This is a genomic window from Bradyrhizobium sp. (assembly GCF_004799405.1).
In the GTDB taxonomy this organism is placed as follows: Bacteria; Pseudomonadota; Alphaproteobacteria; order Rhizobiales; family Xanthobacteraceae; genus Bradyrhizobium.
In genome coordinates, this window is the sequence record NZ_SSMW01000114.1 from 1 (window position 1) to 25,925 (window position 25,925).

The window sequence follows — 25,925 nt, forward strand, 5'->3', positions numbered from 1 at the left end:
CTGTTTTGGGAAAGTGAGCCGCTGCCGACATTCGCCCACACGCCGCTCCCGACGAGCAACAGTACGATGCCCAGTCCGAGCATTTGTTTCATTTTCGAGCTCCATGTTGGACTCACAAGTCCCCCACAACTGAAGGGTTCCAGGCGCGCCGTGCGATTAGTGAGTGGATGGCGATATCAATCGCAGAGCGGAACCGCCAACGCGCGCGCGAAGGTCAAAACGCGCATTTCGCAAAAGATTATCGGCAGTTCCGCGAAGGGGAGATTTCTTGGTTTTCCACATGTGCGGGAGGGATGGCGAGGTCCGTTCCGGGTCAAAAGCGCCGTTTTGACCCTCTGCCGGTTACTTCCGGTCTACCCTGAACAACGGACATGCCAGACTGGCCCCGTTGGTCCACGCCCCTCTGAGGCCCTATAGTTCGGCCAATCTAAGAAGCAGGCGCGATCCGCGACCTGTTCAAGGTTGCACGCGATACCACTGGCGCTGTAATAGTTCGACGCGCTAAAATGGGTGAAATTGATGGAGCCAAAGGAGGCCCCCATGGAGAATCCAGCCAAGGATACGTTTGATCCCAAAAACTTTCTCGCCAAGGTGGGGGCGGGAAAAACGATACTTCAATTTCACAAGAATCAGCACGTGTTCGAGCAAGGCGACGTCGCCGACACAGTGTTTTACATTCAAAGAGGCAAGGTCAACCTTACGGTCCTGTCCGATCAGGGCAAGGAAGCCGTGGTCGCCATTCTAGAACCCGGCCAGTTCTTCGGTGAAGGCTGCATGAATGGTCATGCGCTCCGCATCGCAACCACGACTGCGATGGAAGATTGCTTGATCACGGCAATCACAAAAGCCGCGATGATCGTCGCGATTCATGACGAGCCGAAATTTTCGGAGCTATTCATGGCGTATCTTCTGACCCGGAACAGCCGGATTGAAGAGGACCTGATCGACCAGCTGTTCAATTCGAGCGAGCGGCGGCTTGCGCGACTACTTTTGCTGCTCGCCAATTTCGGCAAGGAAGGCAGCCCGCAGCCGATCAGTCCGAACATCAGTCAGGAAACTTTGGCGGAGATGATCGGCACCACCCGATCCCGCGTTAGCGCTTTCATGAACAAAGTCCGCAAGCTTGGACTGATCAGCTACAACGGAAACATCGAGGTTCATAGCTCGCTGTTGAGTGCGGTTTTGCACGAAAACCTCAGCTAAAGGAGAATGGTGATTGAGCTGGGGTGCTAGTGCGCCAACCAGATCAATATCGTGCAACCATGATGATTGCGACAACAAGGAGTGCCGCGATCAGCGAAAGAGCGCGATTCAGTTTGTTGGACCGAGGCGTTGCGATTTCGACGTCGAGCGGAGGCATGGGTCTTTATGCTGGCGATCTGAGTTCGGCGTCGAGCCAACCACGCAGGTTAAAGTCTAAGGGATCTTTGGAGATGATCATTTTACGAACATGACTACATTTTTGGCACTCGAATGTGCGGTAATCGAAGCCGGTTGGCCCCGGTTCAACTTGGGAAAGTATCATCCGGGATTGATCGCACATCGGGCAGCGAGGCCGCTCAATAGCGGAAAGCTGGGACGAGGAGATAGGTTGCTGTTCGGCCATAGCGCTTCCGGGTATGAGGCGGGAGCGTTACCGAACTCTCTGTCACCGAAAAAGCCGTGGACGGGTCGGTGATAATCTAGTTTGCGCCCTTCGCGGTGCAGGGCGCTGGTCAATATTGATCGGTTCTCAAAATATTATGCAAAAAAAGGCCCCAGCGGGGGGCTGAGGCCGTCAGATACCTTGGGTGTCCGTCGGCAGATAATTTGAGACTGGTCAGGCGTTTTGCGAAGGGAGGCTCTGGCTCATCAGGGTTAGAGGTTAAGCGGCCTGCAGCTGATGCTGCAAGCGTCGGTTAGCGATAGTAACACGCTTGATGCGTTCACGCTCGGCGAGGATAGTCCCGGCCCTGCCGAAGTAGACGTCGGCCGGGGTTAGATTGTTGATGCCCTCGTGATAGCGGACTTGGTTATAGTGCTCGACGAAGGTTTCGATCTGCCGTTCGAGATCGCCGGGCAGGTAGTAGTTGTTGAGCAGAATGCGGTTCTTGAGGGTCTGATGCCAACGCTCGATCTTTCCCTGAGTTTGGGGATGATACGGTGCTCCACGCACATGCTCCATGCCCTTATCCTCGAGCCACTTGGCCAAATCGCCCGCCACGTAAGATGAGCCATTGTCTGAGAGAAGCCTTGGCCGGTGCACGACAGTGACGTGATCAAGACCCGAGGCCGAGAGCGCCAGCTCGAGCGTGGCAGTAACGTCATCGGCGCACATGGTGGCACACAGCTTCCAGGCCACGATGTAGCGCGAGAAGTCGTCGAGCACGGTCGAGAGATAGTACCAACCCCAGCCGGTGATCTTGAGGTAAGTGAAGTCCGTCTGCCAGAGCTGGTTGATGGCTGTGGTCTTGTCCTTGAACTCGTTCGCCGCCTTGATCACCACATAGGCCGGGCTGGTGATGAGATCATGCGCCTTCAGCAGCCGATAGACCGACGCCTCCGAGACAAAATACCGTTTCTCGTCGGTGAAGCGCACGGCCAGCTCTCGCGGCGACAGTTCTGGTAGCTCGAGCGCCAGGTCGATGATCTGGCGTCGGACATCATCCGGGATCTGGTTCCAAACACGATCTGGTCGGGAACGGCGGTCGCCCAGCGCCTCGGGCCCGCCCTCTCGGTGTCGGTCATACCAGCGGTAGAACGTGGCGCGGGGGATGCCGAGCTTGTCCAATGTGCCCTTGGCCGGCAGATGCGATTGCTCGACCAGCTGGATGATCTCGGCTTTCTCGGATGCAGGATATCTCATGCCTCGTCCTCCCCATCCCCGCTCATGCTTTTTTTAAGCAGGCGGTTCTCCAGGGTGAGATCGGCCACAACCTCCTTCAAGGCGGTGGCCTCACGACGAAGGTCCTTCACCTCGCCGGACGTTGCGGCGCGGGCCGTGTCCCCCGCCAACCGCCGCTTGCCAGCTTCGAGGAACTCCTTCGACCAGCCGTAATACATCGAGGCGGCAATGCCTTCGCGGCGACAAAGCTCCGAGATGTTCTCCTCGCCGCGCAGCCCTTCCAGCACTATGCGGATCTTCTCTTCAGCCGAGTATTGCCGGCGTGTCTGACGCCGAATGTCTTTTAGAACTTGTTCTGCCGGCGCTTTACCCGGCCCGGATTTCTGTTTCATCTTCGCTCCTTGCGGCTACGATGAACCAGAAATCCTCCTCTCGTGAAGGCCCTCAGTTTGTCTCAGGGGTGCTGACGGGGGACACCCGGAAAACGAAAGCCGGCTTTCCGACATCGCACTTGACTGGATGCTTCGCTGGGCCGCCGCTGTGCCCCAGGGCCTGAAATATGATCAAGGAGTTTTGCAGGCGTGGCCCTACCCCGATGGACAACAGCACGATGAGGTCGCAGCCGGCTTTGCCTTCGTCCCGAGATGGACCGGCATCACCTGGGCCGAGGAAAAACGAAAGCTGCCGGGCACCGCTGCGATCATGCACCGTTCGGTCTATCGTCGTTTCGATGAGAGAGCCGTTCAGATCTACGATAGCATGACCCGCTATCGGCCCGAGACACTGGCGATACATGTTGACTTTGAGAGCTACTATGAGCCAGGCGCGGCATTCCCGGCGACATCCCTAGCAACCGCTACAACGGTTGCGGGTGAGCCACCCGACCGAGCGCCGACCGCTTAAGGTACCGGCGATTGTCTGCGGGCCATTCCCTGACGGGTGCAGGGGAGTAAACGCACCATGTCCGCGAACGCCATTGGTTCATGAGTGTCGACTGCCCCGTAAAGCACCCCGATCAAGCCGACCGATCGTCAGCCCGCAATCGCCGCCGACTGTCCGGCCGGCCGTCACCAACGTGACACTTGTCGTAATTTTCAAAAAAAAATAACGCCGTCGCACAACTAGTGCGACGGCGTCTTGGTTTGGTTATAGCATTGAGCTAATTGAACAATCCGGCAGTACCGCTTCGAAAAATAAGGCGCGATGACTCACCCATAATTATTTTTTCGGTTTTCCCGGTTACTTGAGCTTGGAGTATTTTTTTGCGCAACCCGCAATTCCTCCATGCTTTTTCAATTTCGCGACGATATCGTCCCAATCTTCGTGAAGGGCGTAACGTAACGCCAGCGTCATCTTGCTTGCGGCTTTTCCATCGGCTTTGGAAGTTGCCGCAATAATTCTGCGGATCGAATGTTTCAACCGTTCACCGTTTTTCACGCCGCTGATTTTGCACATAAGTTTTGATTCCTTTTTAGCAACTCCACGAGCTTTCATTTCCAGGTAAACTTCTAGAACGGCTGCCATATAGGGGAACCAAGCGTGTCGTTGGGAAGACTTTGCGTCATCAGCTAAGTCCTCCAGTTCTTCGATTAGCCGCTTGAGTCTGTCGATTGTTCGTGTGAGATTATGGCCATCATCTTTTGTCATTTAAGTTTCCTTTTTTGTTTGTAAGCACGGTATTGGCTCAATCTGGAACCTCCACCGAGCGGGGTAACGCGTCGAGCCAAAGCGCCAAATCGTGCTTCAATATCAACGTGCGCCGGCCGCATTTTCGCGCGACCAACCGGCCTGCCTTGATTTCCTCAAAGGTCCGTCCAACGCCTGAAGCGGCAACCGCTTCTTCGATTGAAAACGCAAGTTTTATGGGAAGATCTGAAGTTTTCATTTGCCACCGTGTATCGACGGTGGAGAGATATTCCGATCAGAGCGATCAAGTAAGGTCAGGGTCAACTTGACCGGTCAACTTGAGTTTGACCGAGGCTGATCGATTGATTCAATACAATAGCGGCGCCAGGAGCAGCTAAAGTGCGCAGATCCGTCTTGACCGGCGGATTAGCGAGATAATACTCCTTCTCCGTTACAATTCTCGCTCATATGATATTACGGTTTATACGCCAGAATTGCGGTATCCTCGTCTTCCGAAAATTCCGGCACGCTAAGGTTTGGCTTGATACCCTTAAGGAAGGGACCGGAGATTGGATCGCTCGGAAAACCACGTGGGCGAAGCACCTTTGAAACCTCCACGTATGCCGCAAAAAAGTACCTCAGCTGTTCAACATCCGATGCTTGACGAAGAAGATTTTCTACAAAATGTTTTTTTGATAATTTGAGAGGCTTGGAGCCAATTTTCTGTATCAAAACCAGATAATCGAACGCGGCCGTCGATTTATATTCCCTCCAGCGGGTTTTTATTGTGCTCTCACTGAAGCCTGCCTTATTCTTGTTGATCTCCTTTACGACATGGCGAGCCATCGTACTTAAGCCCCTGCGCAGATCGTTCGGTTTTAGTCTCACAAATCGATACGAAAAGTCTGCAAGACGAGCCACGGACTTCGCCTCTCCCATTCTAATTGCGAGTTGCTCATCAAATTCACGAGTGTTCCAAAGGCTGCGAATGCGACGCCATCCACCTGCCTGGAATATGACGTTCGCTATTTCGGAATATCCCGGCAGCTTCAGCCGTTCAGTGAGACTAGCGCGATCTTCCAATCCTGATAATTTTTCGATGTGCTCCAAAATTTTGATCGCAGCGAATACTCGAGCATGACGCTGGAGCGCCTCGCTGCCTGGCGCGAAAATCGCGACCTGGAATTCGAAAAGTTTGATGGCCCTGACATAAGGCGAATGACTTGCATCCGACTGACATAGGATTTCTGCGGTCTCCTGCAGATTCATATAGCCACCCCGACCAGCAAAGGATTCCTGCGAGTTATGTAAATGGTCGTCGGTCTATCTGTGCGACAATACGCTGATTGTAATTCCGTATACAATCGTAGCAAAAGGCTCGTTCCGGCGAACAAAAACAATTCCTGGGTTCGTCGCGTGAGCGCAGTGTTTCACGCAATGCCGAGCGCTAGACCGATCACCCTAAAACTCGAATTTTGTTAGTGTTTTTGTTGGTATTCGGTCGATTAACACCAGATTAGGTTATTGAATTTACTTGAAAAATCTCCAGCCGTATGGCCGCTGCCGGGCCCACCAATGTTGCAGGGGTTTTGGCTATCCCTGCCCTCTTGGCTTTTTCCTCAACCAACGAAACAGATTCGATGGCGGGCTTCTGGCGAATGAGGGTGACGAGGCTTTTCGGCTGCCCTGCGGAAGGCAACAGGGGGCGCAGAGGAAATTCTGACACGGCCCCAGGGGCGACGCCTTCCGGACGTCGGTGCGCCGACGTAGCCCGACACAACTTACGCGGAGCGCATTATGGTGACGACGTTGGCGGCTCCTTCGACATAGCGAGCCCACGCCTCCATTAGGCGCCGTCTCTTTTTCAATGCGGTCCCGCGCCTGTAGGCTTGCTCTACTTCGTCGCCCACCTTATGGGCCAGTGCCATTTCGGCGATATCGCGCTCGAAGTGCGTTTCATCGCCGGCCCAATCGCGGAAACTGGACCGGCACCCGTGCGTCGTCATCGCCGGGTAAATCGCCTTGAGAGAATGCAAGACGGCATTTTCGCCCAGCGGTTTCGTATGATCCTCGGACCACTGTCCGGCAAAGACAAAGGCATCGGACCCGGCACCCTTCGGAATGACAGCTTTCAAGATCGCAACAGCGGGGTCGCTGAGTGGGACTTCAAAATCCGTTCCTTCAGGATCATCTTCCGTCTTCATTCGCTCGGCCGGTATGGTCCAAAGCTGCTCCGCAAAATCCACTTCGCCCACTCGCATGTAGCGGGCTTCGCTGGTTCGTACGGCAGTTAGGATGATGAATTCGGCAGCTTGGTTCACGGCTGTGTCGGCGGCTTCGTGCTTAGCGTGGAGCGTCCGCACGATGCCAGGCATGTCCTTGTAGGGTGCCGCTCTGTGATGGCGCTTAGACCGCTTGGCCTTCGGCAACAGCGGCCTCAACGTCTTCCACATGGCGGGGTTCTTGCCGGAGCGGAGGCCCTTGGATTCGGCCGCGTCAAGCACGCGCTCGATGCGGCTTCGCGTCTCTCGAGCCGTGCGATTGATCGTCATCCACAGCGGCGACAAGATCGCGAGCACATCGTTTGTTGTGACGTCCCCGAGACGCTTCGATCGGATTGACTTGCATCGCAGCTCGATATCGCGCTTCCAGTCGGCTTCAGCCTTGCGGCTTTTGAGACCCGGAAGAATCGTCTTCAAATAGGCGTCCGCGAAGGAACCGAAGGCTTCATCGGATCCGCGCTCAACGTCCCTTTCCTTCTTTGGGTCCTTGCCGAGCGAGAGGGTCTTGCGCGCGTCCGCCGCCTTGGTGCGTGCGTCTGCCAACGTGATGCCCGCGCGGTTCAGCCCCTTTGCAGCGCCGAGTCCAAGCTCCCTTCGGCGGCCGGTGCCACGCTCGCGATACATGAATACCCATGCGCGTCGTGCGTGCTCACCCGTTTCAATTGCGAGATAGAGGCCGCCGCCGTCGCTGTGGCGTCCAGGCTTTGTGATTGTCTCCACTTTGCGAGCGGAGAGCTTGTGCAATTGACGTCCGGCCATAGCCGCCCCACCAAACCGTCCCACCACAGGCGCCGGATTGCGACGATTTGTGCCGGACCGCCATGGATGACGACGGACTTTATAGCCTTGATAAACTATTGAAACAACATCTCTTTTCTGAATAGCTGCGGACGCCGACGGACGATCGCAGACAGATGACGCGGCTGTGGTGATGCCAGCCGCGCTCTACTTTTATCTGTGGCTATATTTTCCTTGGATCGCTCACTGCCTTTAGCTCTCGGAAAGCCGTCCGCGGCCGCGCCGTGCGCGGTCTGCGCGAGCCGTGAACGCGCCAGGCGACCCGAAGCGTGCGGCTAGGCGACCCGGGGTGTGCGGTTGCGCGAGTTGCGCTGGAAGAACAGCGCCTGGCTGGCGACGGCTGAGACCATCGCGGGCTGGAACGGTTTCGAGATCAGGAACGCCGGCTCGGGACGTTCGCCGGTCAGGAAGCGTTCGGGATAGGCGGTGATGAAAACCACCGGGACTTCAAACGTCTTCAACAGCTCGTTGACGGCGTCGAGACCGGAGCTGCCATCGGCCAGTTGAATGTCCGCCAAAATCAGGCCGGGCTTTTTGTTCTTGGCCAGCGCCACGGCGTCGGAATGGGTGCGCGCGACGCCGATCACGTTGTGACCGAGATTCCTGACGAGGCTTTCGAGATCCATCGCGATGAAGGTCTCGTCCTCGATGATCAGCACGTCGGTGGCGATCTCCGCGGCCATCTCACGACCGGCGGCATCGACGAGCTTGCGGGTCTCGGCGACGCTGATCGCGAGAATGAACGCCACTTCCTCTTCGGAGAAGCCCTCCAGCGACAGCAGCAGGAAGGCCTGGCGCGGCAACGGGGTGATATTGGAAAGCCGGCGCTCCGAGGCCAGCGGCAGGGCCGCAACGTCAGGCGCGTCGTTGAGCGTGACCGAATTCCAGATCTGGGTGAACAGCCGGAAAAGCCCGGCACGCGGCCCATGCTGCTCGTCGAGCAGCGACGGATCCTGCAGCAGCGCCTCCAGCATGGCGCCGACATAGGCGTCGCCAGACGCCTGGTTGCCTGTCAGGGCCCGGGCGTAGCGCCGCAGCAACGGCAGATGTTCGGCAACGAGCTGTGATCGGGACATCCCCACTCCATCCATGTCTGGGTCAAGACACTCATATGGGGTGACCCGGGTTCCCCTGCAGTGCCTGATTACGTCCCAGCCCGATAAAAGTTCCCTTGCTTCCGGAACTTTACCGCCCACCTTGAATTAGACCCCGACACAGATGCTGCAAAGTCTCTAAAACAGGGAATTATTCTTGCAATTAGAGAGACTTAACCCATGGGGAAGCTGGTGCAGGCCATGAAAGACCCGAAATCCCAAGGCAAAGGCGGCTTAAACGCCGAGATTCAGTCGAGAATCGGCCACCAGCTCCGGGCCATGTACGACGATGTCGTGCGGCAGGGGGTGCCGGACCGGTTCGCGGAACTGATCCGGAAGCTCGATTCCCCGCCTGAGGATGCGGCCAGCACGCCTGAGCAAACGGCCAAAAATGACGGGAGGGACTAATGCCCCTCACAGACTCACTTCGTGACGACATCCTGGCATCGGTGCCCAGCCTGCGCGCGTTCGCCATTTCGCTTTCCGGCAATGGCGACCGCGCCGACGACCTGGTCCAGGAAACCCTGTTGCGCGCGCTCGCCAACATCGACTCGTTCCAACCCGGCTCCAACCTGCCGGCTTGGCTGTTCACGATCCTGCGCAACCTGTTCCGCTCCGACTACCGCAAGCGGCGGCGGGAGGTGGAGGACGCCGACGGCAGCTATGCCAAGACTCTCAAAACCCAGCCGGCGCAGACCGCGCATCTAGAGTTTGAGGAATTCCGCGCGGCGCTGGACAAGCTTCCGCAGGACCAGCGCGAAGCCCTGATCCTGGTAGGCGCTTCCGGCTTCTCCTATGAAGACGCCGCGGCGATCTGCGGCTGCGCGGTCGGCACTATCAAGAGCCGCGTCAACCGCGCGCGCTCCAAACTCAGCGCCCTGCTCTATGTCGATGGCGCCGACGATTTCGGTCCCGATCAAACCGTTCGCGCCGTGATCGGCGGCAACGGCTAGGGCTCGTCATTCCGGCGAACGCCGGAATCCATACCCACCGATGTCAGACGTTGGAAAAGCTGGAGTGGCAGCCGGAGCCTGTGGTTACGGGTCCCGGCTCGGAGGGCCGGGACGACGATGGATATGTTTCTACCGCGCCGCCTTCACCGGCGCCGATAATTGTTCGGTCCGGTCCCGCTCCGTCATGTCGACGACGGTCGCCATCGGCGCGGTGAGTTCATAGACATAGCTCACATCGGTAAAATACCGCTTCGACACGCCGCCGAGCGCCTCCGGCGCGACGCGATCGAGCAGGATGAGGCCGAAATCGCTGTCCTCCCGGCGCGTCGCTGTACTGGTGTTGAATTCTTCCCAGCGGAAATGGAAAATCTCGTCGGGCGCTTCGCCGGTCACGTCCCAATGTGCGACGATGTGAGGATGCTTGCCGACCAGCGAAAGTCCCTCGTCGGAATGCGACGCCAGCTCGAAGAACAACAGCGAGAGACTTTGCGCGGCGCGCGCGCTGACCGCGATATCGGGACCGCTGACCGCGATGCGTTCGGAATTCGGTATCGCGCGCGCTTCGAACAGTCCCTTCAATTTAACCCCCTGCCACTGGCTTTCGCTGAGCAGCGAAACCACGTTCGACATCGCATGGATGCGACCGATCAGGAGTTCGCGGGAGATGTCGATGTCGGAACCGTGGCGCAGCGTGCGCGTCACGATCGACTGGATCACCGCGAGAATATTCTTGACCCGGTGATTGAGCTCGTCGATCACCGCGGTCAAGCGGCGCTCGAAGCCGATTCTTACCTCGATTTCACGGCTGAGCCGCAAATTGTTGTAGGCGACGTAGCCGAACAGACCGCAGACGATGCCGGTTAGCGCGAGGCCGAACGCGGCGACGATCGCCGACGTCTGCTCGGCGCGTTTGGTCGAATTGGACTTGGCGTAATAGCCCAGCGACCAGTCGCGGCCGCCGAACATCACCGCGCGCGTTATCGACGGCGCCGGGCCTGACTCCACTGCCGCCCGTGAAGTGACGACCCCCTGATCGTTCGCAACCAGTTCGGTACCGGCGCTGCGCGGGTCTTTCAGCACCACCGAGAACAGCGACAGATCGTCATTGGTCAGCATCAGCGGCGCCAGTTCATAGGAGAACGTCACAAAGCCCGCGAGCGCGGAGTCGCCTTCCTGCAGAACCGGTGTGGCCAGCACGAGGCCGATCGGTCCATCCGGGCGCAACAGTGGAAGCGGATCCGACGCCACCGGCTTTCCACTGGCCATGGCCTGCTCGAACATCGGTCCGAGAATCGGGTGACCGTCAAAGGAACGGCCTGCCAGGCCCATGGTCTCGGCATTGCGCGGCTCAAGGTCCATCAACACGTCGATCGGCCCGCCCAGCGACTTGGTATCCAGCGGTGCGTCATCGAAGTTTCGGATGGTCGAATTCGGAAAACCGTTGCCTGCGAGTTCAGCCTGCGCCGCAGGGAGTTCGTCGGGCTTGAGCCTTGCGATCCAGCCCGCAACGACGAAATCGGTCTTGAAGGCGTAGATCGAGGACCGCAGCGGCTGCAGCATGTTGGCCTTCATCACGGCAGGGGTGCGAAACAGCCCCGATGCGACCCGGGCCAGCAGTTCGCGCTCGGTCAATCGTTCCTGAACCAGGCTGGCATGAACGTCGATCGCGCGCGCCAGGGCGATCCGGTCGACCGTCAGTTCCTGATCGTAGACGCGATAGGCCGCAAGACCGGAGAGCGAAACCCCGATCAGCGCGATCAAGCCGATGATGAAGCCCAGCCGAACCACTCGCTTACTCGAAAATGAGGAATCGGCGAAGAAATACCTGCCGTTCGCCGGCGCGGCAACGAACCGCAACGGAATGAGGGCCTTCGGTAAGCGATAATGGAGAAGCAATCATCGATACGCAACTGAGGGGCAGGCGACAAGGACTGATACGGCTGCCAGGGTATCGTGTTGTGCCGGGTCCCTGACAAGCCCGAAGGATGCTAATCACGCCAGGTGAATTTTGTTCCGGCCCAATTGCGAAAATCTTGATGCTCTGCGCGCTCGCCGGTTCGGCGTGCCACAAGGGTTAACGCAGCCTTTCAGCTCGCCCTCACCTGCGTTGTCGCGCCGAGACCGCCTTTGGCCTCGATAAAGCTGACAATGCGGTCGAGGCCCTCGCCCTTCCTGAGATTGGTCATGATAAAGGGACGTGCGCCCCGCATCCGCCGGGCGTCGGTGTCCATCTTCTCCAGCGAGGCGCCGACATGCGGCGCAAGGTCGATCTTGTTGATGACCAGCAGATCCGACCGGGTGATGCCGGGGCCCCCTTTGGAGGGGATCTTGTCGCCTGCCGCCACGTCGATGACATAGATCGTGAGGTCGGCCAGTTCCGGCGAGAAGGTAGCGGCAAGATTGTCGCCGCCGGATTCGATCAGCACCAGGTCGAGACCGGGAAATTTCGCGCGCATGTCGGCGACCGCGGCCAGATTCATCGAGGCGTCCTCGCGGATCGCGGTATGCGGGCAGCCGCCGGTCTCGACACCGGCGATGCGGTCCGGGGTCAGCGAGCCCGAGCGCACCAGGAATTCCGCGTCCCATTTGGTGTAGATGTCGTTGGTGATCGCGGCGATGTCGTAGCGCTCCCGCATCGCCTTGCAGAGCAAATCCATCAACGCGGTTTTTCCTGATCCGACGGGACCACCGATGCCGATCCGAAGCGGGCCGTGGGAGTTCATGTTGATTACCTTCTCCAGTGCCGTCCCTGCGAAAGCAGGGACCCATAACCACAGATATTCATTGTGACAGAAGGTCGCTGATGCCAGCGCCACACGCAAGGACACGGCGTATGGGTCCCCGCTTTCGCGGGGACGACTCGTCGATAGCTGTTGCGGCTGATCCGCTCATGACCTGAACAGCCTCGTATACTGCGTCTCGTGCCGCATGCCGGCGAGGTCGGCGCGGAACGTCGCGCTGCCGAGATCGTCGAGCGTTGCGGCCAAGGCGCGATGTCCGGTAGCGGCGACGATCGGCTCCAGCATCGCCAGCACGCGCTGGCTCTCGGTCTGTCCCAGCGGAACGAGCCGCGCGCCTGCGGATATCCAGTTCGACGTCACCGCGTGAAGGAATGCGTGCATGGTGGATGCGAGCGGGATCGCATGTGCGGCGCTGACGAGGCCGACCGCGACGGGATAGACGATCGCGTCTTCGCAGCTTGCGATCATTGGATCGAGCCCGTCGCGATTCCAGGCGGAGCGCGCGATGTCGATGAAGGCGCGTCCCTGCGACGAGGTTTCGAGCTGGCGTTCGCGCGAAGGCACGAAGGCCGCCGCCAGCTCCGCGATGTCCCGCAGCGCCGCGCCATCGCGGGATGACGCGGCGCGGTGCGCATGCGCCAGAAACACGCCGTCGCAAAATCCCGGCCCATCCGCGAGCATCGCGGAGAGCCAGTCCCGCAGGCTCGCCGCATCGACGATATCGCCGGCTTCCACCGCCCATTCGATGCCGCTGGAATAGGAAAACGCGCCGACCGGAAACGACGGCGACAGCCAGGTCATCAAACGATAAAGTGCTGACGCCTCGCTCTCCGCCATCGCGTCCCGATCTTCGGGCGGTGGTGGCTTACTTGTGGTCATGAGCATGGGAATGGCCGTGATGATGGTCGTGCTCGCCATGCTCGTCATGGTGATGATGATCGCCGTGATCGTGCGACGAATGATCGTGCGCCGCATGGGCGTGACCGCCGCCGGCATAGGCGCCGCCTTCGGGATCGAACGGAGCTTCGATCTCGATGACGCGCGCGCCCAGCCCCTTCACCATCGCCTCGATGACGTGATCGCGCCGGATGCGCAGGCCCTTGGCCATGATCTGCGTCGGCAGGTGGCGGTTGCCGAGATGCCAGGCCACCCGGACCAGATGATGCGGATCGGCGCCGCGAATTTCCAGCAGCGGCTCGGGTGCGGCGACCACCTCGACCAGCCTGCCGTCCTCGAGCACCAGCGCGTCGCCACCGCGCAAGGCGACCGCGTTTTCGAGATCGAGCAGGAATTCAAGCCCGCGCGTGCCGGTCATCGCCATCCGCCGCCGGTGCCGATCGTCGAAATCGAGCACCACCGTATCGGCCGGCAGCTCCGTCCAGCGATGCGCGCCCCGGACCTGCGTCGCGCGGATCATGAAAGGACGACATGGATCATGGATCGGTCTTTCGTTTTTCTTGCCTAGCGAACCTCGACCTTGGCCGGCGTGATGATTTCGATCTTGGTCGGCGCACTCATGCATTCCTTCACTACCTTGCGCCACGGTTTCATGTGCTCATTGCCGCCGTGTGCCATCAGGTCTTCCATCGTCTCCCACTGTTCGACGAACACAAAGCGCGCCGGATCGGTCGTGCTTTCGTGCAGGTCGTACAGGACACACCCCTTCTCCTTGCGGGTAATTCCGATGCAGGTCTTGGCCGCGGCAATCAGTTCGGCGCGCGTTTCAGGCTTCACGGTCAGCGTGGCAACGACATAGATCACGAAATCCTCCCGGTGCTTGTTTTGGCTTTGAATGCGGGGAGCGAGCTTAGAACATGAAATAGCGCTGCGCCATGGGCAGCACCTCGGCCGGCGCGCAGGTCAGGAGTTCGCCGTCCGCCCTCACCTCATAGGTTTCGGGATCGACCTCGATCTTGGGCGTGGCGCCGTTGTGGATCATGCTCTTCTTGGAGATGCCGCCGCGGGTGTTTTCGACCGCGTAAAGCTTCTTGCCGATGCCGAGCTTCCTCGCCAGCCCCGACGACACCGCGGCCTTGGAGGAAAACACCACCGAGGAGGCCGTCAGCGACTTGCCGTAGGCGGCAAACATCGGCTGGTAGTGCACCGGCTGCGGCGTGGGAATGGACGCGTTGGGATCGCCCATCGGGGCCGCGACGATCGAGCCGCCCTTGATGATGCAATCCGGCTTGACGCCGAAGAACGCCGGCGACCACAGCACCAGATCGGCGAGCTTGCCTTTTTCCACCGAGCCGATCAGCTTCGAGACGCCGTGGGCGATGGCGGGATTGATGGTGTATTTCGCAATGTAGCGCTTGACGCGGAAATTGTCGTTGTTGCCCTTGTCCTGCGGCAGCGAGCCGCGTTGTTTCTTCATCTTGTCGGCGGTCTGCCAGGTCCGGATGATGACTTCGCCGAGCCGGCCCATGGCCTGCGAATCCGACGACATCATCGACAGCGCGCCGAGATCGTGCAGGATATCTTCCGCCGCGATGGTCTCTTTTCGGATGCGGCTTTCGGCAAACGCCAGATCCTCGGCGATCGAGGGATCGAGATGGTGGCACACCATCAGCATGTCCAGATGTTCGTCGATGGTGTTGCGGGTGAAGGGCCGCGTCGGATTGGTCGAGGACGGCAGCACGTTCTTCAGGCCGGCGATCTTGATGATGTCGGGCGCATGGCCGCCGCCGGCGCCTTCGGTATGGAAGGCATGGATCGTGCGGCCCTTGAAGGCCTTCACCGTATCCTCGACAAAGCCCGACTCGTTCAGCGTGTCGGAATGGATCATCACCTGGATGTCGTGATCATCAGCCACGCTCAGGCAATTGTCGATCGCGGCAGGCGTGGTGCCCCAGTCCTCGTGCAGCTTGAGCGCACAGGCGCCGGCGTTGATCATCTCGACCAGGGAGGCCGGACGCGAGGCGTTGCCCTTGCCGGAAATGCCGAGATTGACCGGGAATGCGTCGAACGACTGGATCATCCGACCCATGTGCCAGGGGCCGGGCGTGCAGGTGGTGGCAAAGGTGCCGTGCGACGGGCCGGTGCCGCCCCCCAGCATCGAGGTGACGCCCGACATCAGCGCGTGCTCGATCTGCTGCGGGCAGATGAAATGGATGTGGCTGTCGAACCCGCCCGCGGTGAGGATCTTGCCCTCGCCCGCGATCACGTCGGTGCCGGGGCCGATCACGATGGTGACGCCGGGCTGGATGTCCGGATTGCCCGCCTTGCCGATGGCGCTGATGTAGCCTTCCTTGATGGCGACGTCGGCCTTGACGACCCCCCAGTGATCGACGATCAGCGCGTTGGTGATGACGGTGTCGGCCGCACCCTGCCTGTTGGTGACCTGGGATTGCCCCATGCCGTCGCGGATCACCTTGCCGCCGCCGAACTTCACTTCCTCGCCATAGACCGTGAAATCCTTCTCGACCTCGATGATCAAATCGGTATCGGCCAGCCGCACCCGGTCCCCCGTGGTGGGCCCGAACATGTCGGCATAGACGAAACGCTTGATTTTCACGGACATGATGTAACCCCCGCCGCTTCGGACATGTTCACAGCTTTCCCATCACGTCGCCGCGAAAACCATAGACGACGCGCTTTCCCGCCAGCGCCACCAGCTGCACGTCGCGGGTCTGGCCCGGCTCGAACCGCACCGCGGTGCCGGCGGCAATATCGAGCCGCATACCGCGAGCCTTCTTGCGGTCGAACTTCAGCGCCGGGTTGGTCTCGAAGAAATGGTAGTGCGAGCCGACCTGAATCGGACGATCGCCTGAATTGGCGACGGTCAGCGTGACCGTCTTGCGGCCGGCATTGAGCTCGATGTCGCCGTCCTTGATGAAAAGTTCACCGGGAATCATGAAGCTACCTCAACGAATGGGGTCATGGACGGTGACAAGCTTGGTACCGTCCGGAAACGTGGCCTCGACCTGGATGTCGTGAATCATCTCGGCGATCCCATCCATGCACTGGGCCCGGCTGATGACCTGCGCGCCGGTCTGCATCAGCTCGGCGACGGTGCGGCCGTCGCGGGCGCCTTCGACGATGAAATCGGAAATGATCGCGATCGCTTCGGGATGGTTGAGCTTGACGCCGCGCTCCAGCCGGCGTCGCGCCACCATGGCCGCCATCGAGATCAATAGCTTGTCCTTTTCGCGGGGAGACAGGTTCATGCGCGCACTCTAAATAACGTTGAACAACCTAATTCAGCCACAGCCGCGGCAACGCCGAACCACTGGCGCGGCCGAGCACCGCCATCATGTCGGCGCGAAGCCTGGCCGCATCTTGGGCACAGAAGCGCGCCATTGCAAACCCATTCCAGGCGGAGATGCCGACCTCGCCGCCGAACGATTCGGAAATTTCGCGAATCCGCTCCACCAGCGCCTCGTCGCCCGGCGCGATCAATGCGGTGCCGACAGCCACGCCGCTCTTTGCAATCGCCGGCCGGTCAAGCTTTTCGCCGATGTCGTCGGCGAGGCGGACGGTTTCGGCAAATACCAGCCGGCCGCCGCGCCGCAATCGCCAGCGGTCGACGAATTCGCCATGCAGCATGCGCTCGCCCATCGCCACACGCCCGAATACCACGATCTCGCACAGCAAGAGCGAAGCATTCTCCGCCACCTCGATATCGATACGGCGCGACACCCGCGCCCGGTCGAACAGGATGGTCTCCTGCGGCAGCCAGGCCAGGTGCGAACCGTCAGCGGCCTTCAAGGAAATATTGAGTTCGGCGGCCGGTCCCTGTGCCCGGTAGATTTTCTCCGCCGCGGCCGTCGTTACCGCGAGCCGGGAGCCGGCGCCGGTTGAAATGTCGATATCGAAACGGTCGCCGCCGGCGACGCCCCCCGCGGTGTTGACGAACACCGCCGAAAGGCCCTCGGCCTCGGGTGACGGAAAGCGGACCCGCAGCGAACCCGATTCATGCAGATGGCGGCGGCGGGTGACGCCTTCGACCTGGTGCACGTCGAAGGTCACCGAGCCGCGGGCGCGGTTGGCTGCGAAAATCGCCGAGGCCGCTGTGGTGCTGTCGGTCAGCATGTGCCCGAAATCTTCCTAAAAAGGGCGCGCGACCGGCACGGATCGCGTCATAAAGTATCTAGAGCGCCATCTGGCGGCTGATTTCGGCAGGGTCCAGATTGCTGCGATCGCAGGCATACTTCACCGCACCCCGGTCCATGACCGCGAAATTGTCGCCGAGCTCGCAGGCAAAGTCGAGATATTGTTCGACCAACACGATCGCCATGGTGCCGAGGCTGCGCAGATATGAAATCGCCCGGCCGATATCCTTGATGATCGAGGGCTGGATGCCCTCGGTCGGCTCGTCGAGCAGCAACAGTTTCGGCCGCATCACCAGCGCGCGGCCGATCGCGAGCTGCTGTTGCTGGCCGCCCGAGAGATCGCCGCCGCGGCGGCCGAGCATCGATTGCAGCACGGGAAACAGCGAGAACACGTCGTCGGGGATGTTGCGGTCGTCGCGCTTGAGCGGCCCAAAGCCGGTCTTGAGGTTTTCCTCCACCGTCAGCAGCGGAAAGATCTCGCGGCCCTGCGGCACGAAGCCGATGCCGCGCCGCGCGCGCTCGTAGGGCCTGAGCCCCGAGATTTCGGTGCCGTCGAAGGTGATCGAGCCTGAGGCGATCGGGTATTGGCCGACCGTCGCCCGCAGCAGGCTGGTCTTGCCGACACCGTTGCGTCCCAACACGCACATCACCTTGCCCGGCTCGGCCTTGATCGAGACGCCGCGCAGCGCCTGCGCCGCGCCGTAATAGAGGTTGATGTTGTCGACGTTGAGCATCGCCCTATCTTCCCAGATACACTTCGATCACCCGCTCGTTCGACGAGACCTGATCGATGGTCCCTTCGGCCAGCACCGAGCCTTCGTGCAGGCAGGTCACCTTGACGCCGAGCTCCCGGACAAAGGTCATGTCGTGCTCGACGACCATGATGGTTTTGTCCTTGTTGATTTCCTTCAGCAGCTCGGCGGTTTGATGGGTCTCGACGTCGGTCATGCCGGCCACCGGCTCGTCGACCAGCAGCAATTTCGGATCCTGCGCCAGCAACATGCCGATCTCGAGCCATTGCTTCTGGCCGTGCGACAGGCTTCCCGCCAGCCGATTGCGTGAATCCTTCAGGCGAATGGTCTCCAGCACCCGGTCGATGCGCTCGGATTCCGGTTTGGTTTCCCGCCAGAACAGCGTGCCTTTGACCCGATGATCGACATTGAGCGCCAGCAGCAGATTGTCCTCAATGGTCTGGCTTTCGAACACCGTCGGCTTCTGGAATTTGCGGCCGATCCCAAGCTCGGCGATCCGGGTCTCGTCGAGCCGGGTCAGGTCGGTGACGCCGTCGAACAGCACCTCGCCCTCATCCGGCTTGGTCTTGCCGGTGATGATGTCCATCATCGTGGTCTTGCCGGCGCCGTTGGGGCCGATGATGGCGCGCATCTCGCCGGTCGCGAGCGTCAGCGACAGATTGTTGATGGCGTGAAAACCGTCGAACGAGACGTGCACGCCGTCGAGATAGAGCATTGCGGAGGTTGCGCGGGTGTCCATGACGTTCATGCGCCTACTCCGCCGGGTTCGGTTCGCTGATGCCGTCTTCGCGCGCCGCGCTCTCGGCATTCTCCGAAAGACGCTTGGCTTTCCACGGCTCCCACCAGGCGTTGAAGGTGCCGACGATCCCCCGTGGCAACAACAGCGTCACGAGGATGAACATCGCGCCCAGCATGAACAGCCAGTACGGCGCCAGCGGCCCCGATGTGAAGTAGGTTTTGGCGTAGTTGACGACGACCGCGCCGAGCGCCGCGCCGATCAGCGTGCCGCGTCCGCCGACGGCGACCCAGATCACCGCCTCGATGGAATTACCGGGGGCAAATTCGCCGGGATTGATGATGCCGACCTGCGGCACATAAAGCGCGCCGGCAACGCCGGCCATGCAGGCCGACAACGTGAACACGAACAGCTTGTAGGATTCGACGCGGTAGCCGAGAAATCGCGTGCGGGATTCGGCGTCGCGAATCGCGATCAGCACCTTGCCGAGTTTCGAGGTCACCACCGCGCGGCAGATCAGGAAACCGACGATCAGCGCCAGGCAGCTCAGCATGAACAGGGCGGCGCGGGTGCCGTCGGCCTGCACATTGAAGCCGAGAATATCCTTGAAATCGGTCAGGCCGTTGTTGCCGCCGAAGCCGAAATCGTTGCGGAAGAACCCAAGCAACAGCGCATAAGTCATCGCCTGGGTGATGATCGAGAGATAGACGCCGGTGACGCGGGAGCGAAACGCCAGCCAGCCGAAGCAAAACGCCAGCAGGCCGGGGACCAGGATCACCATCAGGGCTGCGAACCAGAACATGTCGGAGCCGTTCCAGTACCATGGCAGCTTCGGATAATTCAGGAACACCATGAAATCCGGCAACACCGGATTGCCGTAGACGCCGCGGCTGCCGATCTGGCGCATCAGGTACATGCCCATCGCATAGCCGCCGAGCGCGAAGAACGCGCCATGGCCGAGCGAAAGAATGCCGCAATAACCCCAGATCAGATCGATCGCCAGCGCCAGAATGGCGTAGCAGACGTACTTTCCGAACAGCGCCACCAGATAGGTCGGCACCTGGAACAGCGAGCCCGCCGGCAGCAGCAGGTTCGACAGCGGGATCAGGACGCCGGCCGCCGCGACGACGATCAGAAACACCGTCGCGCTGCGATCCAGCGAGCGTGTGAGCACATGCGGCATCATGCTTCCACCGCTCGCCCCTTGAGCGCGAACAGGCCACGGGGGCGCTTCTGGATGAACAGGATGATGAGCACCAGAATGGCGATCTTGCCGAGCACCGCACCGGCGACCGGTTCGAGGAATTTGTTGGCGATGCCGAGCGTGAACGCACCGACCAGCGTGCCCCAGAGGTTTCCGACGCCGCCGAACACCACCACCATGAAGGAGTCGATGATATAGCTCTGGCCGAGATTTGGACTGACGTTGTCGATCTGCGACAGCGCCACGCCGGCAATTCCGGCGATGCCGGAGCCGAGGCCAAAGGTCAGCGCATCGACGCGCGAGGTCGCGATCCCCATCGAGGCTGCCATTCTGCGATTTTGCGTCACCGCGCGCATCTCCAGCCCGAGACTGGTATAGCGCAGCATCGCCAGCAGGATGGCGAATACCGCCAGCGTAAAGCACAGAATCCACAGCCGGTTGTAGGTGATCGTGATCTGACCGATCTCGAACGCCCCGCTCATCCAGGAGGGATTGGCGACCTCCTGGTTGGTGGGACCGAACATGGTGCGTACGGCCTGCTGCAAAACCAGCGAAAGGCCCCAGGTCGCCAGCAACGTTTCCAGCGGGCGGCCGTAAAGAAAGCGAATGATGCTGCGCTCGATCAGGATGCCGATCGCGCCGGCCACGATAAAGGCGGATGGCACGGCAATGATAAGCGCATAGTCGAACAGCCCGGGGAAATTGCTGCGGATGGTTTGCTGCACCACGAAGGTGACATAGGCCCCGATCATGACCATCTCGCCATGGGCCATGTTGATGACCCCCATCACCCCGAAGGTGATGGCGAGACCGATGGCGGCGAGCAGCAACACCGATCCCAGCGACAGGCCGTACCAGGCGTTCTGCACGTTGGACCAGAGCGCGAGGTTGCTCTGAATCGCCGCCGTCGCACCGGCCGCGGCCTTGGCGATCGCGGGCGGCTGGTCGCCGGTCAACCCGGTCAGCAGCGCCAGCGCTTCCTGATCGCCACGCGCCTTGATGGTGGCGATGGCTTCGAGCTTTTCGGCATCGGTGGCATCTTGCTTGAACAGCAGGATCGCGGCGCGCGCTTCGGTGAAGGCAAGCTTCGCGCTCTTGCTGGTCTCCTTCTGCAAGGCGCTGTCGATCGCCGGCAGCATGGTTTCATCGTGGGTCTTGAAAACCGATTGCGCGGCCTGGACCCGCTTGGCGGGATCGGGCGACTGCAGCGTAAGGCTGCCGAGCGCGGCCTCGACATGGCGCCGCAATTTATTGTTGAGGCGCACGGCGGCGGCGCTGTCCGGAAGGCTGGCGACGGCAGCGCCGGTCAGGGCGTCGATGATCTTGCCGTCGGTTTGCGTGACATAGATTTTCTTGGAATCGGCATCGGCCATCAGCCGGCCGTCCTGCAGCGCGCTGACGATGGTGAAAGCGAGCGGATTGGCGCTGGTCGCCAGCGTATCGACGGCTTCCTCGGTATCGGAGAACTCGTCGTTGGCGAACTTGCCGACCGCGTCCTCGAACGGCCCCGCCAGAGCGGGCAGCACGGTCGCTAGAATGAGCAGGACGGCAAATGGGAGCGCGCGCAAGTTTCTAAGAGCTTTGGCTGACACTGGACGACCCCGGCAGGAGCAGAAAGAAGGCGGCGGATATCGCCGCCTTCCCTGTTTTGTGCAGATTCAGTTTTGGACGGATTCAGCAACCAATCAGGAGCCTTGACCGCCGCACTTGTTGGTCTTGGTGTTGTAGTTGCCGCACTTCTTGCCGACCCAATCACCGATCAGGTCCTTGGAATCCGGCAGCTCTTTCGACCATGCGTCGCCGGCAACCAGGCCCGGCGTCTTCCAGACTACGTCGAACTGGCCGTTGCCTTTGATTTCGCCAATGAACACCGGCTTGGTGATGTGATGGTTCGGAAGCAACTCCGACACACCACCGGTCAGGTTCGGCGTCTTGGTGCCGGGAAGCGCGTCGATCACCTTGTCAGCATCGACCGACTTGGCCTTCTCGACCGCCTTCACCCACATGTTGAAGCCGATATAGGTGGCTTCCATCGGGTCGTTGGTGGTGCGCTTCGGGTTCTTGGTGTAGGCCTGCCAATCCTTGATGAACTTCTCGTTGGCCGGGGTCTTGATCGACTCGAAGTAGTTCCAGGCCGCGAGATGGCCCAGCAGCGGCTTGGTGTCGATGCCGGCGAGTTCTTCTTCACCCACCGAGAACGCCACCACCGGAATATCGGTCGCCTTGATGCCCTGGTTGCCGAGTTCCTTGTAGAACGGAACGTTGGCGTCGCCGTTGATGGTCGAAACAACGGCGGTCTTCTTGCCGGCCGAGCCGAACTTCTTGATATCGGCCACGATCGTCTGCCAGTCGCTATGACCAAACGGGGTGTAGTTGATCATGATGTCGTCCTGCGCGACGCCTTTCGACTTCAGATAGGCTTCCAGGATCTTGTTGGTGGTGCGCGGATAAACGTAGTCGGTGCCGGCCAGCACCCAGCGCTTCACCTTTTCTTCCTTCATCAGGTAGTCGACGGCCGGGATCGCCTGCTGGTTCGGCGCCGCCCCGGTGTAGAACACGTTGCGCTCGCTCTCTTCACCCTCGTACTGCACGGGGTAGAACAGGATCGAGTTCAGTTCCTTGAACACCGGCAGCACGGATTTGCGCGACACCGAGGTCCAGCAGCCGAACACGACCGAGACCTTGTCCTTGGTGATCAACTCACGGGCCTTTTCCGCGAATAGCGGCCAGTTCGACGCGGGGTCGACGACAACGGCCTCGAGCTTCTTGCCGAGAACGCCGCCCTTCTTGTTCTGCTCATCGATCATGAACAGGACGGTGTCCTTCAGCGTGGTTTCGCTGATGGCCATGGTGCCGGAAAGCGAGTGAAGAACGCCAACCTTGATGGTGTCGTCCGCCGCTTTTGCGGATGTAAACGAGGCCAGGCCGAGAACCAGCCCGGCGGTCGCCGCCAGCCAGCGGCGGCGGCTCAGAGGCGTCGCTATATCGTGAGTCAATTGAGTAAGCATGAGGTATCATCTCCCTGACGCAGGCGTTAAACGCTGCGAAACGGCCCCACGGCCGCCTGCGTTAACGGAATCGCAAGAACCATGCCACGGCGCGGGATTGCGATAACCGGATGGCATCGTTGAAGAATTTGAGGTTTCGCAACACCGCGACGCGTCCCATGCCTAATTTTTAGACTAAAAAAATGGATTCTTCCTCGGCAAACTGTGTGTTTTTTAAGCAAATAAGGCCGGATGTCTAAATTTCCGGCATCGGGCTTTTTGCACTGCAGCGCTCGGCAGCGTTTTAGACCCGCATCGACGGGCCCGGTACAGGCTACTCTTAACCGCAGCTTGCGATCGACCTTGAAAGCGCCGCGTTCGTGTTCCATATGGATAGGACGACCCAGGGAATCACCGGGTCACTGCGAGCCGCGTGTTCTGAGCCCGTCCAACGGTTTCTGGCTTGCCCCTTCAGCTAACCAAAACCGACGCCCCAAACACGCGGGTGTCTCTGACACCCCTCGCGCGCTCCTGGCTGAAACCGCCGGGCGCCTCCCTTTTATAATGGAAAGAACCCATCTTTTGACCTCCTTTCAGGATTTCGGCCTCGCCGATCCGATCTCGCGTGCGCTCAAAGAAGAGAATTATCACACGCCCACACCCATCCAGGCTCAAACCATTCCCCTTGCACTCGCCGGCCGTGACGTCGTCGGCATCGCCCAGACCGGCACCGGCAAGACCGCAGCCTTTGCACTTCCGATCCTGCATCGCATTCTGGAGCACCGCATCAAGCCGCAGCCCAAGGCCTGCCGCGTGCTGGTGCTCAGCCCGACGCGGGAATTGTCGGGGCAGATCCTCGACAGCTTCAACGCCTATGGCCGCCACATGCGCCTCACCTCAGCACTGGCGATCGGCGGCGTGCCGATGGGCCGCCAGGTCCGCTCGATCATGCAGGGTGTCGAAGTCATGGTGGCCACGCCCGGCCGCCTGCTCGATCTCGTGCAGAGCAACGGGCTCAAGCTTGGCCAGGTCGAGTTTCTGGTACTCGACGAGGCCGACCGCATGCTCGACATGGGCTTCATCAACGACATCCGGAAGATCGTCTCCAAGCTGCCGGTCAAGCGGCAGACGCTGTTCTTTTCGGCGACGATGCCAAATGACATCGCCGAACTCGCCGAGCAGATGTTGCGCGATCCGGCCCGCGTCGCCGTGACGCCGGTCGCCTCGACGGTCGAACGCATCACCCAGCGCATCATCCAGGTCGATCATTCGGCCAAGCCGGCGGTGCTGGCGCAACTGATGAAGCAGGAGCAGGTCAGCCGCGCGCTGATCTTTACCCGGACCAAGCACGGCGCCGACAAGGTGGTGAAGGGCCTGGCACGGGCCGGCATCACCGCTGACGCCATTCATGGCAACAAGTCGCAGAACCACCGCGAGCGGGTGCTTGCAGCATTCCGTTCCGGCGAGATCCGCACCCTGGTCGCCACCGACATTGCCGCCCGCGGCATCGACGTCGACGGCATCAGCCATGTGGTGAATTTCGATCTTCCCAACGTGCCCGAGACCTATGTCCATCGGATTGGCCGCACCGCGCGCGCCGGCGCCGACGGCGTCGCGATCTCGCTCTGCGCGGGCGAGGAAATAGCGTTTCTGCGCGACATCGAAAAACTGATCCGCATCGCGCTGCCCCGGGAAGACCGCCGCACCCCGGGCCATCGCGACAATGGGCCCGCGCCTTCGCAACATCGGGGCGCGCGATCCGGGCCTCGCGGGCATATCGCCAGGGGCAATGAAGCCGCGCCGGCATCGAAAGGTCCTCGCCGTCACCGCCGTCCTGGTGGTAATAATGGCGCTCCGCAAACCAACCGGCAGGAGCCGTTGCGTCCGTCGCCGCAAGGTGGCGGCAAGGCTGAAGGGATGCAGGGAGTGGCCTTCTTGCATCGCGAAAGCCGCCCCAATACCCGACCCAACCGTAGCCATCGACCACGCTAATCGCCGATCGATCTGGAGATAAACATGGCTAAAGAAGAGCTGATCCAGTTCGAAGGACTGGTCACCGAAATCCTCCCCGATGCACGTTACCGCGTGCAGCTCGACGCCGGACACGAGATCGTCGCCTACACCGCCGGCAAGATGAAAAAGAACCGCATCAAGACGCTGGCGGGCGACCGGGTGACGATCGAGATGTCGCCCTACGACCTCGAGAAAGGCCGGCTCATCTTCCGTCACAAGGACGAGCGTCCGGGTGGCGGCGGAGGCCCGCGTGGTGCACCGCCGCGCGGCCAATTCCGCCGTCGGTAGATGCCGACGCAGGCTGCCTTGAAATCGCGCACCACGGACGACGTCGGTGCGGGGTGACGGTTTTGCGACTCCGAACCCGGCCCGATCAAAAAATCGTGCACCTCAGGATTGTTTTGGGGGCTGGCATCGCATAATATGGACTAATCGATTTTCGGCCGGACGACATTAGCTATCCACCGGTACAGCCGGTTTAGACGCTGACGACCCTTCCAAAAATTCGATCTCACCAGCCCATCGAAAGTGGGCTTCTACTATACCTATCTTGAGAAGGGACTACCCCCGTGAGCATGGGAACCGTGAAGTGGTTTAACGCGACCAAGGGCTTTGGCTTCATTCAACCGGATGATGGTGGCAACGACGTGTTCGTGCACATCAGCGCCGTAGAGCGCGCCGGACTTGGAACACTGCGTGAAGGCCAGAAGATCAGCTACGAGATCGTGGCGGATCGTCGCTCTGGCAAGTCATCGGCCGACAATCTGCGCGCCGCCGGCTAAGCGTCTCGCCGGTCCGGTTGCGAAAGCCCGGGTCTTGCGAAATTTTAGCCGCATCAAATAAGAAAGGCCGTGCTGTCAGCGC

At 60.4% G+C, this 25,925-nt stretch carries 26 protein-coding genes; 7 read left to right on the forward strand and 19 right to left on the reverse strand.

The genetic code is table 11. From position 1 onward, the window contains the following. The first annotated feature begins 540 nt into the window (after positions 1–540). Positions 541–1,203 carry a Crp/Fnr family transcriptional regulator gene (locus E7813_RS17535; protein WP_291575940.1) on the forward strand — a complete coding sequence of 221 codons (663 nt, stop codon included), beginning with the start codon at positions 541–543 and terminating at the stop codon, positions 1,201–1,203. A 661-nt stretch (positions 1,204–1,864) separates the two neighbouring features. Here the strand turns inward: E7813_RS17535 and E7813_RS17540 are convergent. After that, positions 1,865–3,216, reverse strand: a protein-coding gene (locus tag E7813_RS17540; RefSeq protein WP_291575942.1) for an IS3 family transposase whose coding sequence is annotated in 2 segments (ribosomal slippage) — positions 1,865–2,880 and positions 2,880–3,216 — 1,353 coding nt in all. Because the reading frame shifts where the segments join, the coding sequence is not laid out codon by codon here. A 127-nt stretch (positions 3,217–3,343) separates the two neighbouring features. Here E7813_RS17540 and E7813_RS17545 point away from each other — a divergent pair. After that, positions 3,344–3,727, forward strand: a complete 384-nt coding sequence (locus tag E7813_RS17545) for a hypothetical protein (protein WP_291575944.1) — start codon at positions 3,344–3,346, stop codon at positions 3,725–3,727. Positions 3,728–4,063: 336 nt separating this feature from the next. Here the strand turns inward: E7813_RS17545 and E7813_RS17550 are convergent, their stop codons facing one another. The 4 genes from E7813_RS17550 to E7813_RS17565 all read right to left on the reverse strand — a co-directional run bounded on the left by E7813_RS17550 (position 4,064) and on the right by E7813_RS17565 (position 8,606). After that, on the reverse strand, positions 4,064–4,471 hold the full coding sequence (locus E7813_RS17550) for a hypothetical protein (RefSeq protein ID WP_291575946.1): 408 nt from the start codon (positions 4,469–4,471) through the stop codon (positions 4,064–4,066). 453 nt (positions 4,472–4,924) lie between these two features. Next, positions 4,925–5,719: a hypothetical protein gene (locus E7813_RS17555; protein WP_291575948.1), complete on the reverse strand. Its 795-nt coding sequence runs from the start codon at positions 5,717–5,719 to the stop codon at positions 4,925–4,927. 512 nt (positions 5,720–6,231) lie between these two features. Continuing rightward, positions 6,232–7,491 carry a site-specific integrase gene (locus tag E7813_RS17560; RefSeq protein ID WP_291575950.1) on the reverse strand — a complete coding sequence of 420 codons (1,260 nt, stop codon included), beginning with the start codon at positions 7,489–7,491 and terminating at the stop codon, positions 6,232–6,234. Positions 7,492–7,805: 314 nt separating this feature from the next. Further along, a complete protein-coding gene (locus E7813_RS17565) occupies positions 7,806–8,606 on the reverse strand; it encodes a response regulator (RefSeq protein WP_291575952.1) in 801 nt (266 codons plus the stop codon). 219 nt (positions 8,607–8,825) lie between these two features. Here E7813_RS17565 and E7813_RS17570 point away from each other — a divergent pair, with 219 nt between their 5' ends. Together E7813_RS17570 and E7813_RS17575 are read left to right on the forward strand one after the other, a co-directional pair. Further along, positions 8,826–9,032: a NepR family anti-sigma factor gene (locus E7813_RS17570; protein ID WP_291576007.1), complete on the forward strand. Its 207-nt coding sequence runs from the start codon at positions 8,826–8,828 to the stop codon at positions 9,030–9,032. Next, positions 9,032–9,577 (forward strand): sigma-70 family RNA polymerase sigma factor, encoded by a 546-nt coding sequence (locus tag E7813_RS17575; RefSeq protein WP_291575955.1) that lies wholly within the window; start codon positions 9,032–9,034, stop codon positions 9,575–9,577. Before E7813_RS17570 ends, E7813_RS17575 begins: the two co-directional genes overlap by 1 nt. A 129-nt stretch (positions 9,578–9,706) precedes the next feature. Here the strand turns inward: E7813_RS17575 and E7813_RS17580 are convergent, their stop codons facing one another. The 14 genes from E7813_RS17580 to urtA form a co-directional block, all read right to left on the reverse strand. Beyond that, positions 9,707–11,365, reverse strand: coding sequence for an HWE histidine kinase domain-containing protein (locus E7813_RS17580; protein ID WP_291575957.1), 1,659 nt, complete (start codon positions 11,363–11,365; stop codon positions 9,707–9,709). A 299-nt stretch (positions 11,366–11,664) separates the two neighbouring features. Then, on the reverse strand, positions 11,665–12,300 hold the full coding sequence (gene ureG, locus E7813_RS17585) for an urease accessory protein UreG (RefSeq protein ID WP_291575959.1): 636 nt from the start codon (positions 12,298–12,300) through the stop codon (positions 11,665–11,667). Positions 12,301–12,465: 165 nt separating this feature from the next. Continuing rightward, positions 12,466–13,203, reverse strand: coding sequence for an urease accessory protein UreF (locus E7813_RS17590; protein WP_291575962.1), 738 nt, complete (start codon positions 13,201–13,203; stop codon positions 12,466–12,468). Next, a complete protein-coding gene (locus tag E7813_RS17595; RefSeq protein ID WP_291575964.1) occupies positions 13,184–13,735 on the reverse strand; it encodes an urease accessory protein UreE in 552 nt (183 codons plus the stop codon). The genes E7813_RS17590 and E7813_RS17595 overlap by 20 nt, the downstream gene beginning before the upstream one ends. Positions 13,736–13,779: 44 nt before the next feature. Continuing rightward, on the reverse strand, positions 13,780–14,079 hold the full coding sequence (locus E7813_RS17600; protein ID WP_291575966.1) for a putative quinol monooxygenase: 300 nt from the start codon (positions 14,077–14,079) through the stop codon (positions 13,780–13,782). 46 nt (positions 14,080–14,125) lie between these two features. Further along, the gene (gene ureC / locus E7813_RS17605; protein ID WP_291575968.1) at positions 14,126–15,838 is read right to left on the reverse strand and encodes an urease subunit alpha; all 1,713 of its coding nucleotides are present in this window, start codon (positions 15,836–15,838) and stop codon (positions 14,126–14,128) included. Positions 15,839–15,866: 28 nt separating this feature from the next. After that, positions 15,867–16,172, reverse strand: coding sequence for an urease subunit beta (locus tag E7813_RS17610; RefSeq protein WP_291575970.1), 306 nt, complete (start codon positions 16,170–16,172; stop codon positions 15,867–15,869). 9 nt (positions 16,173–16,181) lie between these two features. After that, complete coding sequence (locus E7813_RS17615; protein ID WP_291575972.1) at positions 16,182–16,484, reverse strand: urease subunit gamma; 303 nt, start codon at positions 16,482–16,484, stop codon at positions 16,182–16,184. A 28-nt stretch (positions 16,485–16,512) separates the two neighbouring features. Then, on the reverse strand, positions 16,513–17,349 hold the full coding sequence (locus E7813_RS17620) for an urease accessory protein UreD (RefSeq protein WP_291575974.1): 837 nt from the start codon (positions 17,347–17,349) through the stop codon (positions 16,513–16,515). 58 nt (positions 17,350–17,407) lie between these two features. Continuing rightward, positions 17,408–18,103: an urea ABC transporter ATP-binding subunit UrtE gene (gene urtE, locus E7813_RS17625; protein WP_291575975.1), complete on the reverse strand. Its 696-nt coding sequence runs from the start codon at positions 18,101–18,103 to the stop codon at positions 17,408–17,410. Positions 18,104–18,107: 4 nt separating this feature from the next. Beyond that, the gene (gene urtD / locus E7813_RS17630; RefSeq protein ID WP_291575978.1) at positions 18,108–18,869 is read right to left on the reverse strand and encodes an urea ABC transporter ATP-binding protein UrtD; all 762 of its coding nucleotides are present in this window, start codon (positions 18,867–18,869) and stop codon (positions 18,108–18,110) included. A 4-nt stretch (positions 18,870–18,873) separates the two neighbouring features. Then, positions 18,874–20,043, reverse strand: a complete 1,170-nt coding sequence (gene urtC / locus E7813_RS17635) for an urea ABC transporter permease subunit UrtC (protein WP_291575980.1) — start codon at positions 20,041–20,043, stop codon at positions 18,874–18,876. Further along, entirely contained in the window at positions 20,040–21,629 is a 1,590-nt protein-coding gene (gene urtB, locus E7813_RS17640) for an urea ABC transporter permease subunit UrtB (protein ID WP_291575982.1), read from the reverse strand. The genes urtC and urtB overlap by 4 nt, the downstream gene beginning before the upstream one ends. 117 nt (positions 21,630–21,746) lie before the next feature. Then, on the reverse strand, positions 21,747–23,069 hold the full coding sequence (gene urtA / locus E7813_RS17645) for an urea ABC transporter substrate-binding protein (protein ID WP_291575984.1): 1,323 nt from the start codon (positions 23,067–23,069) through the stop codon (positions 21,747–21,749). Between the two features lie 543 nt (positions 23,070–23,612). On the opposite strand from urtA, the gene E7813_RS17650 reads away from it, so the two are divergent. The 3 genes from E7813_RS17650 to E7813_RS17660 all read left to right on the forward strand — a co-directional run bounded on the left by E7813_RS17650 (position 23,613) and on the right by E7813_RS17660 (position 25,843). Next, complete coding sequence (locus tag E7813_RS17650) at positions 23,613–25,040, forward strand: DEAD/DEAH box helicase (RefSeq protein ID WP_291575986.1); 1,428 nt, start codon at positions 23,613–23,615, stop codon at positions 25,038–25,040. Between the two features lie 24 nt (positions 25,041–25,064). After that, the gene (gene infA, locus E7813_RS17655; protein ID WP_291575988.1) at positions 25,065–25,349 is read left to right on the forward strand and encodes a translation initiation factor IF-1; all 285 of its coding nucleotides are present in this window, start codon (positions 25,065–25,067) and stop codon (positions 25,347–25,349) included. Positions 25,350–25,630: 281 nt separating this feature from the next. Beyond that, positions 25,631–25,843, forward strand: coding sequence for a cold-shock protein (locus E7813_RS17660; RefSeq protein WP_011474122.1), 213 nt, complete (start codon positions 25,631–25,633; stop codon positions 25,841–25,843). The last annotated feature ends 82 nt before the right edge of the window (positions 25,844–25,925 follow it).

Bases quoted from the DNA above. Each gene is read 5' to 3' on its own strand.
- E7813_RS17595 (WP_291575964.1), bottom strand. From the start codon at position 13,735: ATGATCCGCGCGACGCAGGTCCGGGGCGCGCATCGCTGGACGGAGCTG.
- urtC (WP_291575980.1), bottom strand. From the start codon at position 20,043: ATGATGCCGCATGTGCTCACACGCTCGCTGGATCGCAGCGCGACGGTG.
- urtE (WP_291575975.1), bottom strand. From the start codon at position 18,103: ATGCTCAACGTCGACAACATCAACCTCTATTACGGCGCGGCGCAGGCG.
- ureC (WP_291575968.1), bottom strand. From the start codon at position 15,838: ATGTCCGTGAAAATCAAGCGTTTCGTCTATGCCGACATGTTCGGGCCC.
- urtA (WP_291575984.1), bottom strand. From the start codon at position 23,069: ATGCTTACTCAATTGACTCACGATATAGCGACGCCTCTGAGCCGCCGC.
- E7813_RS17550 (WP_291575946.1), bottom strand. From the start codon at position 4,471: ATGACAAAAGATGATGGCCATAATCTCACACGAACAATCGACAGACTC.
- ureG (WP_291575959.1), bottom strand. From the start codon at position 12,300: ATGAACTCCCACGGCCCGCTTCGGATCGGCATCGGTGGTCCCGTCGGA.
- E7813_RS17615 (WP_291575972.1), bottom strand. From the start codon at position 16,484: ATGAACCTGTCTCCCCGCGAAAAGGACAAGCTATTGATCTCGATGGCG.
- E7813_RS17575 (WP_291575955.1), top strand. From the start codon at position 9,032: ATGCCCCTCACAGACTCACTTCGTGACGACATCCTGGCATCGGTGCCC.
- E7813_RS17555 (WP_291575948.1), bottom strand. From the start codon at position 5,719: ATGAATCTGCAGGAGACCGCAGAAATCCTATGTCAGTCGGATGCAAGT.
- E7813_RS17570 (WP_291576007.1), top strand. From the start codon at position 8,826: ATGAAAGACCCGAAATCCCAAGGCAAAGGCGGCTTAAACGCCGAGATT.
- E7813_RS17610 (WP_291575970.1), bottom strand. From the start codon at position 16,172: ATGATTCCCGGTGAACTTTTCATCAAGGACGGCGACATCGAGCTCAAT.
- E7813_RS17620 (WP_291575974.1), bottom strand. From the start codon at position 17,349: ATGCTGACCGACAGCACCACAGCGGCCTCGGCGATTTTCGCAGCCAAC.
- E7813_RS17560 (WP_291575950.1), bottom strand. From the start codon at position 7,491: ATGGCCGGACGTCAATTGCACAAGCTCTCCGCTCGCAAAGTGGAGACA.
- E7813_RS17545 (WP_291575944.1), top strand. From the start codon at position 3,344: ATGCTTCGCTGGGCCGCCGCTGTGCCCCAGGGCCTGAAATATGATCAA.
- urtD (WP_291575978.1), bottom strand. From the start codon at position 18,869: ATGAACGTCATGGACACCCGCGCAACCTCCGCAATGCTCTATCTCGAC.
- E7813_RS17565 (WP_291575952.1), bottom strand. From the start codon at position 8,606: ATGTCCCGATCACAGCTCGTTGCCGAACATCTGCCGTTGCTGCGGCGC.
- E7813_RS17535 (WP_291575940.1), top strand. From the start codon at position 541: ATGGAGAATCCAGCCAAGGATACGTTTGATCCCAAAAACTTTCTCGCC.
- E7813_RS17590 (WP_291575962.1), bottom strand. From the start codon at position 13,203: ATGCTCATGACCACAAGTAAGCCACCACCGCCCGAAGATCGGGACGCG.
- infA (WP_291575988.1), top strand. From the start codon at position 25,065: ATGGCTAAAGAAGAGCTGATCCAGTTCGAAGGACTGGTCACCGAAATC.
- E7813_RS17650 (WP_291575986.1), top strand. From the start codon at position 23,613: ATGGAAAGAACCCATCTTTTGACCTCCTTTCAGGATTTCGGCCTCGCC.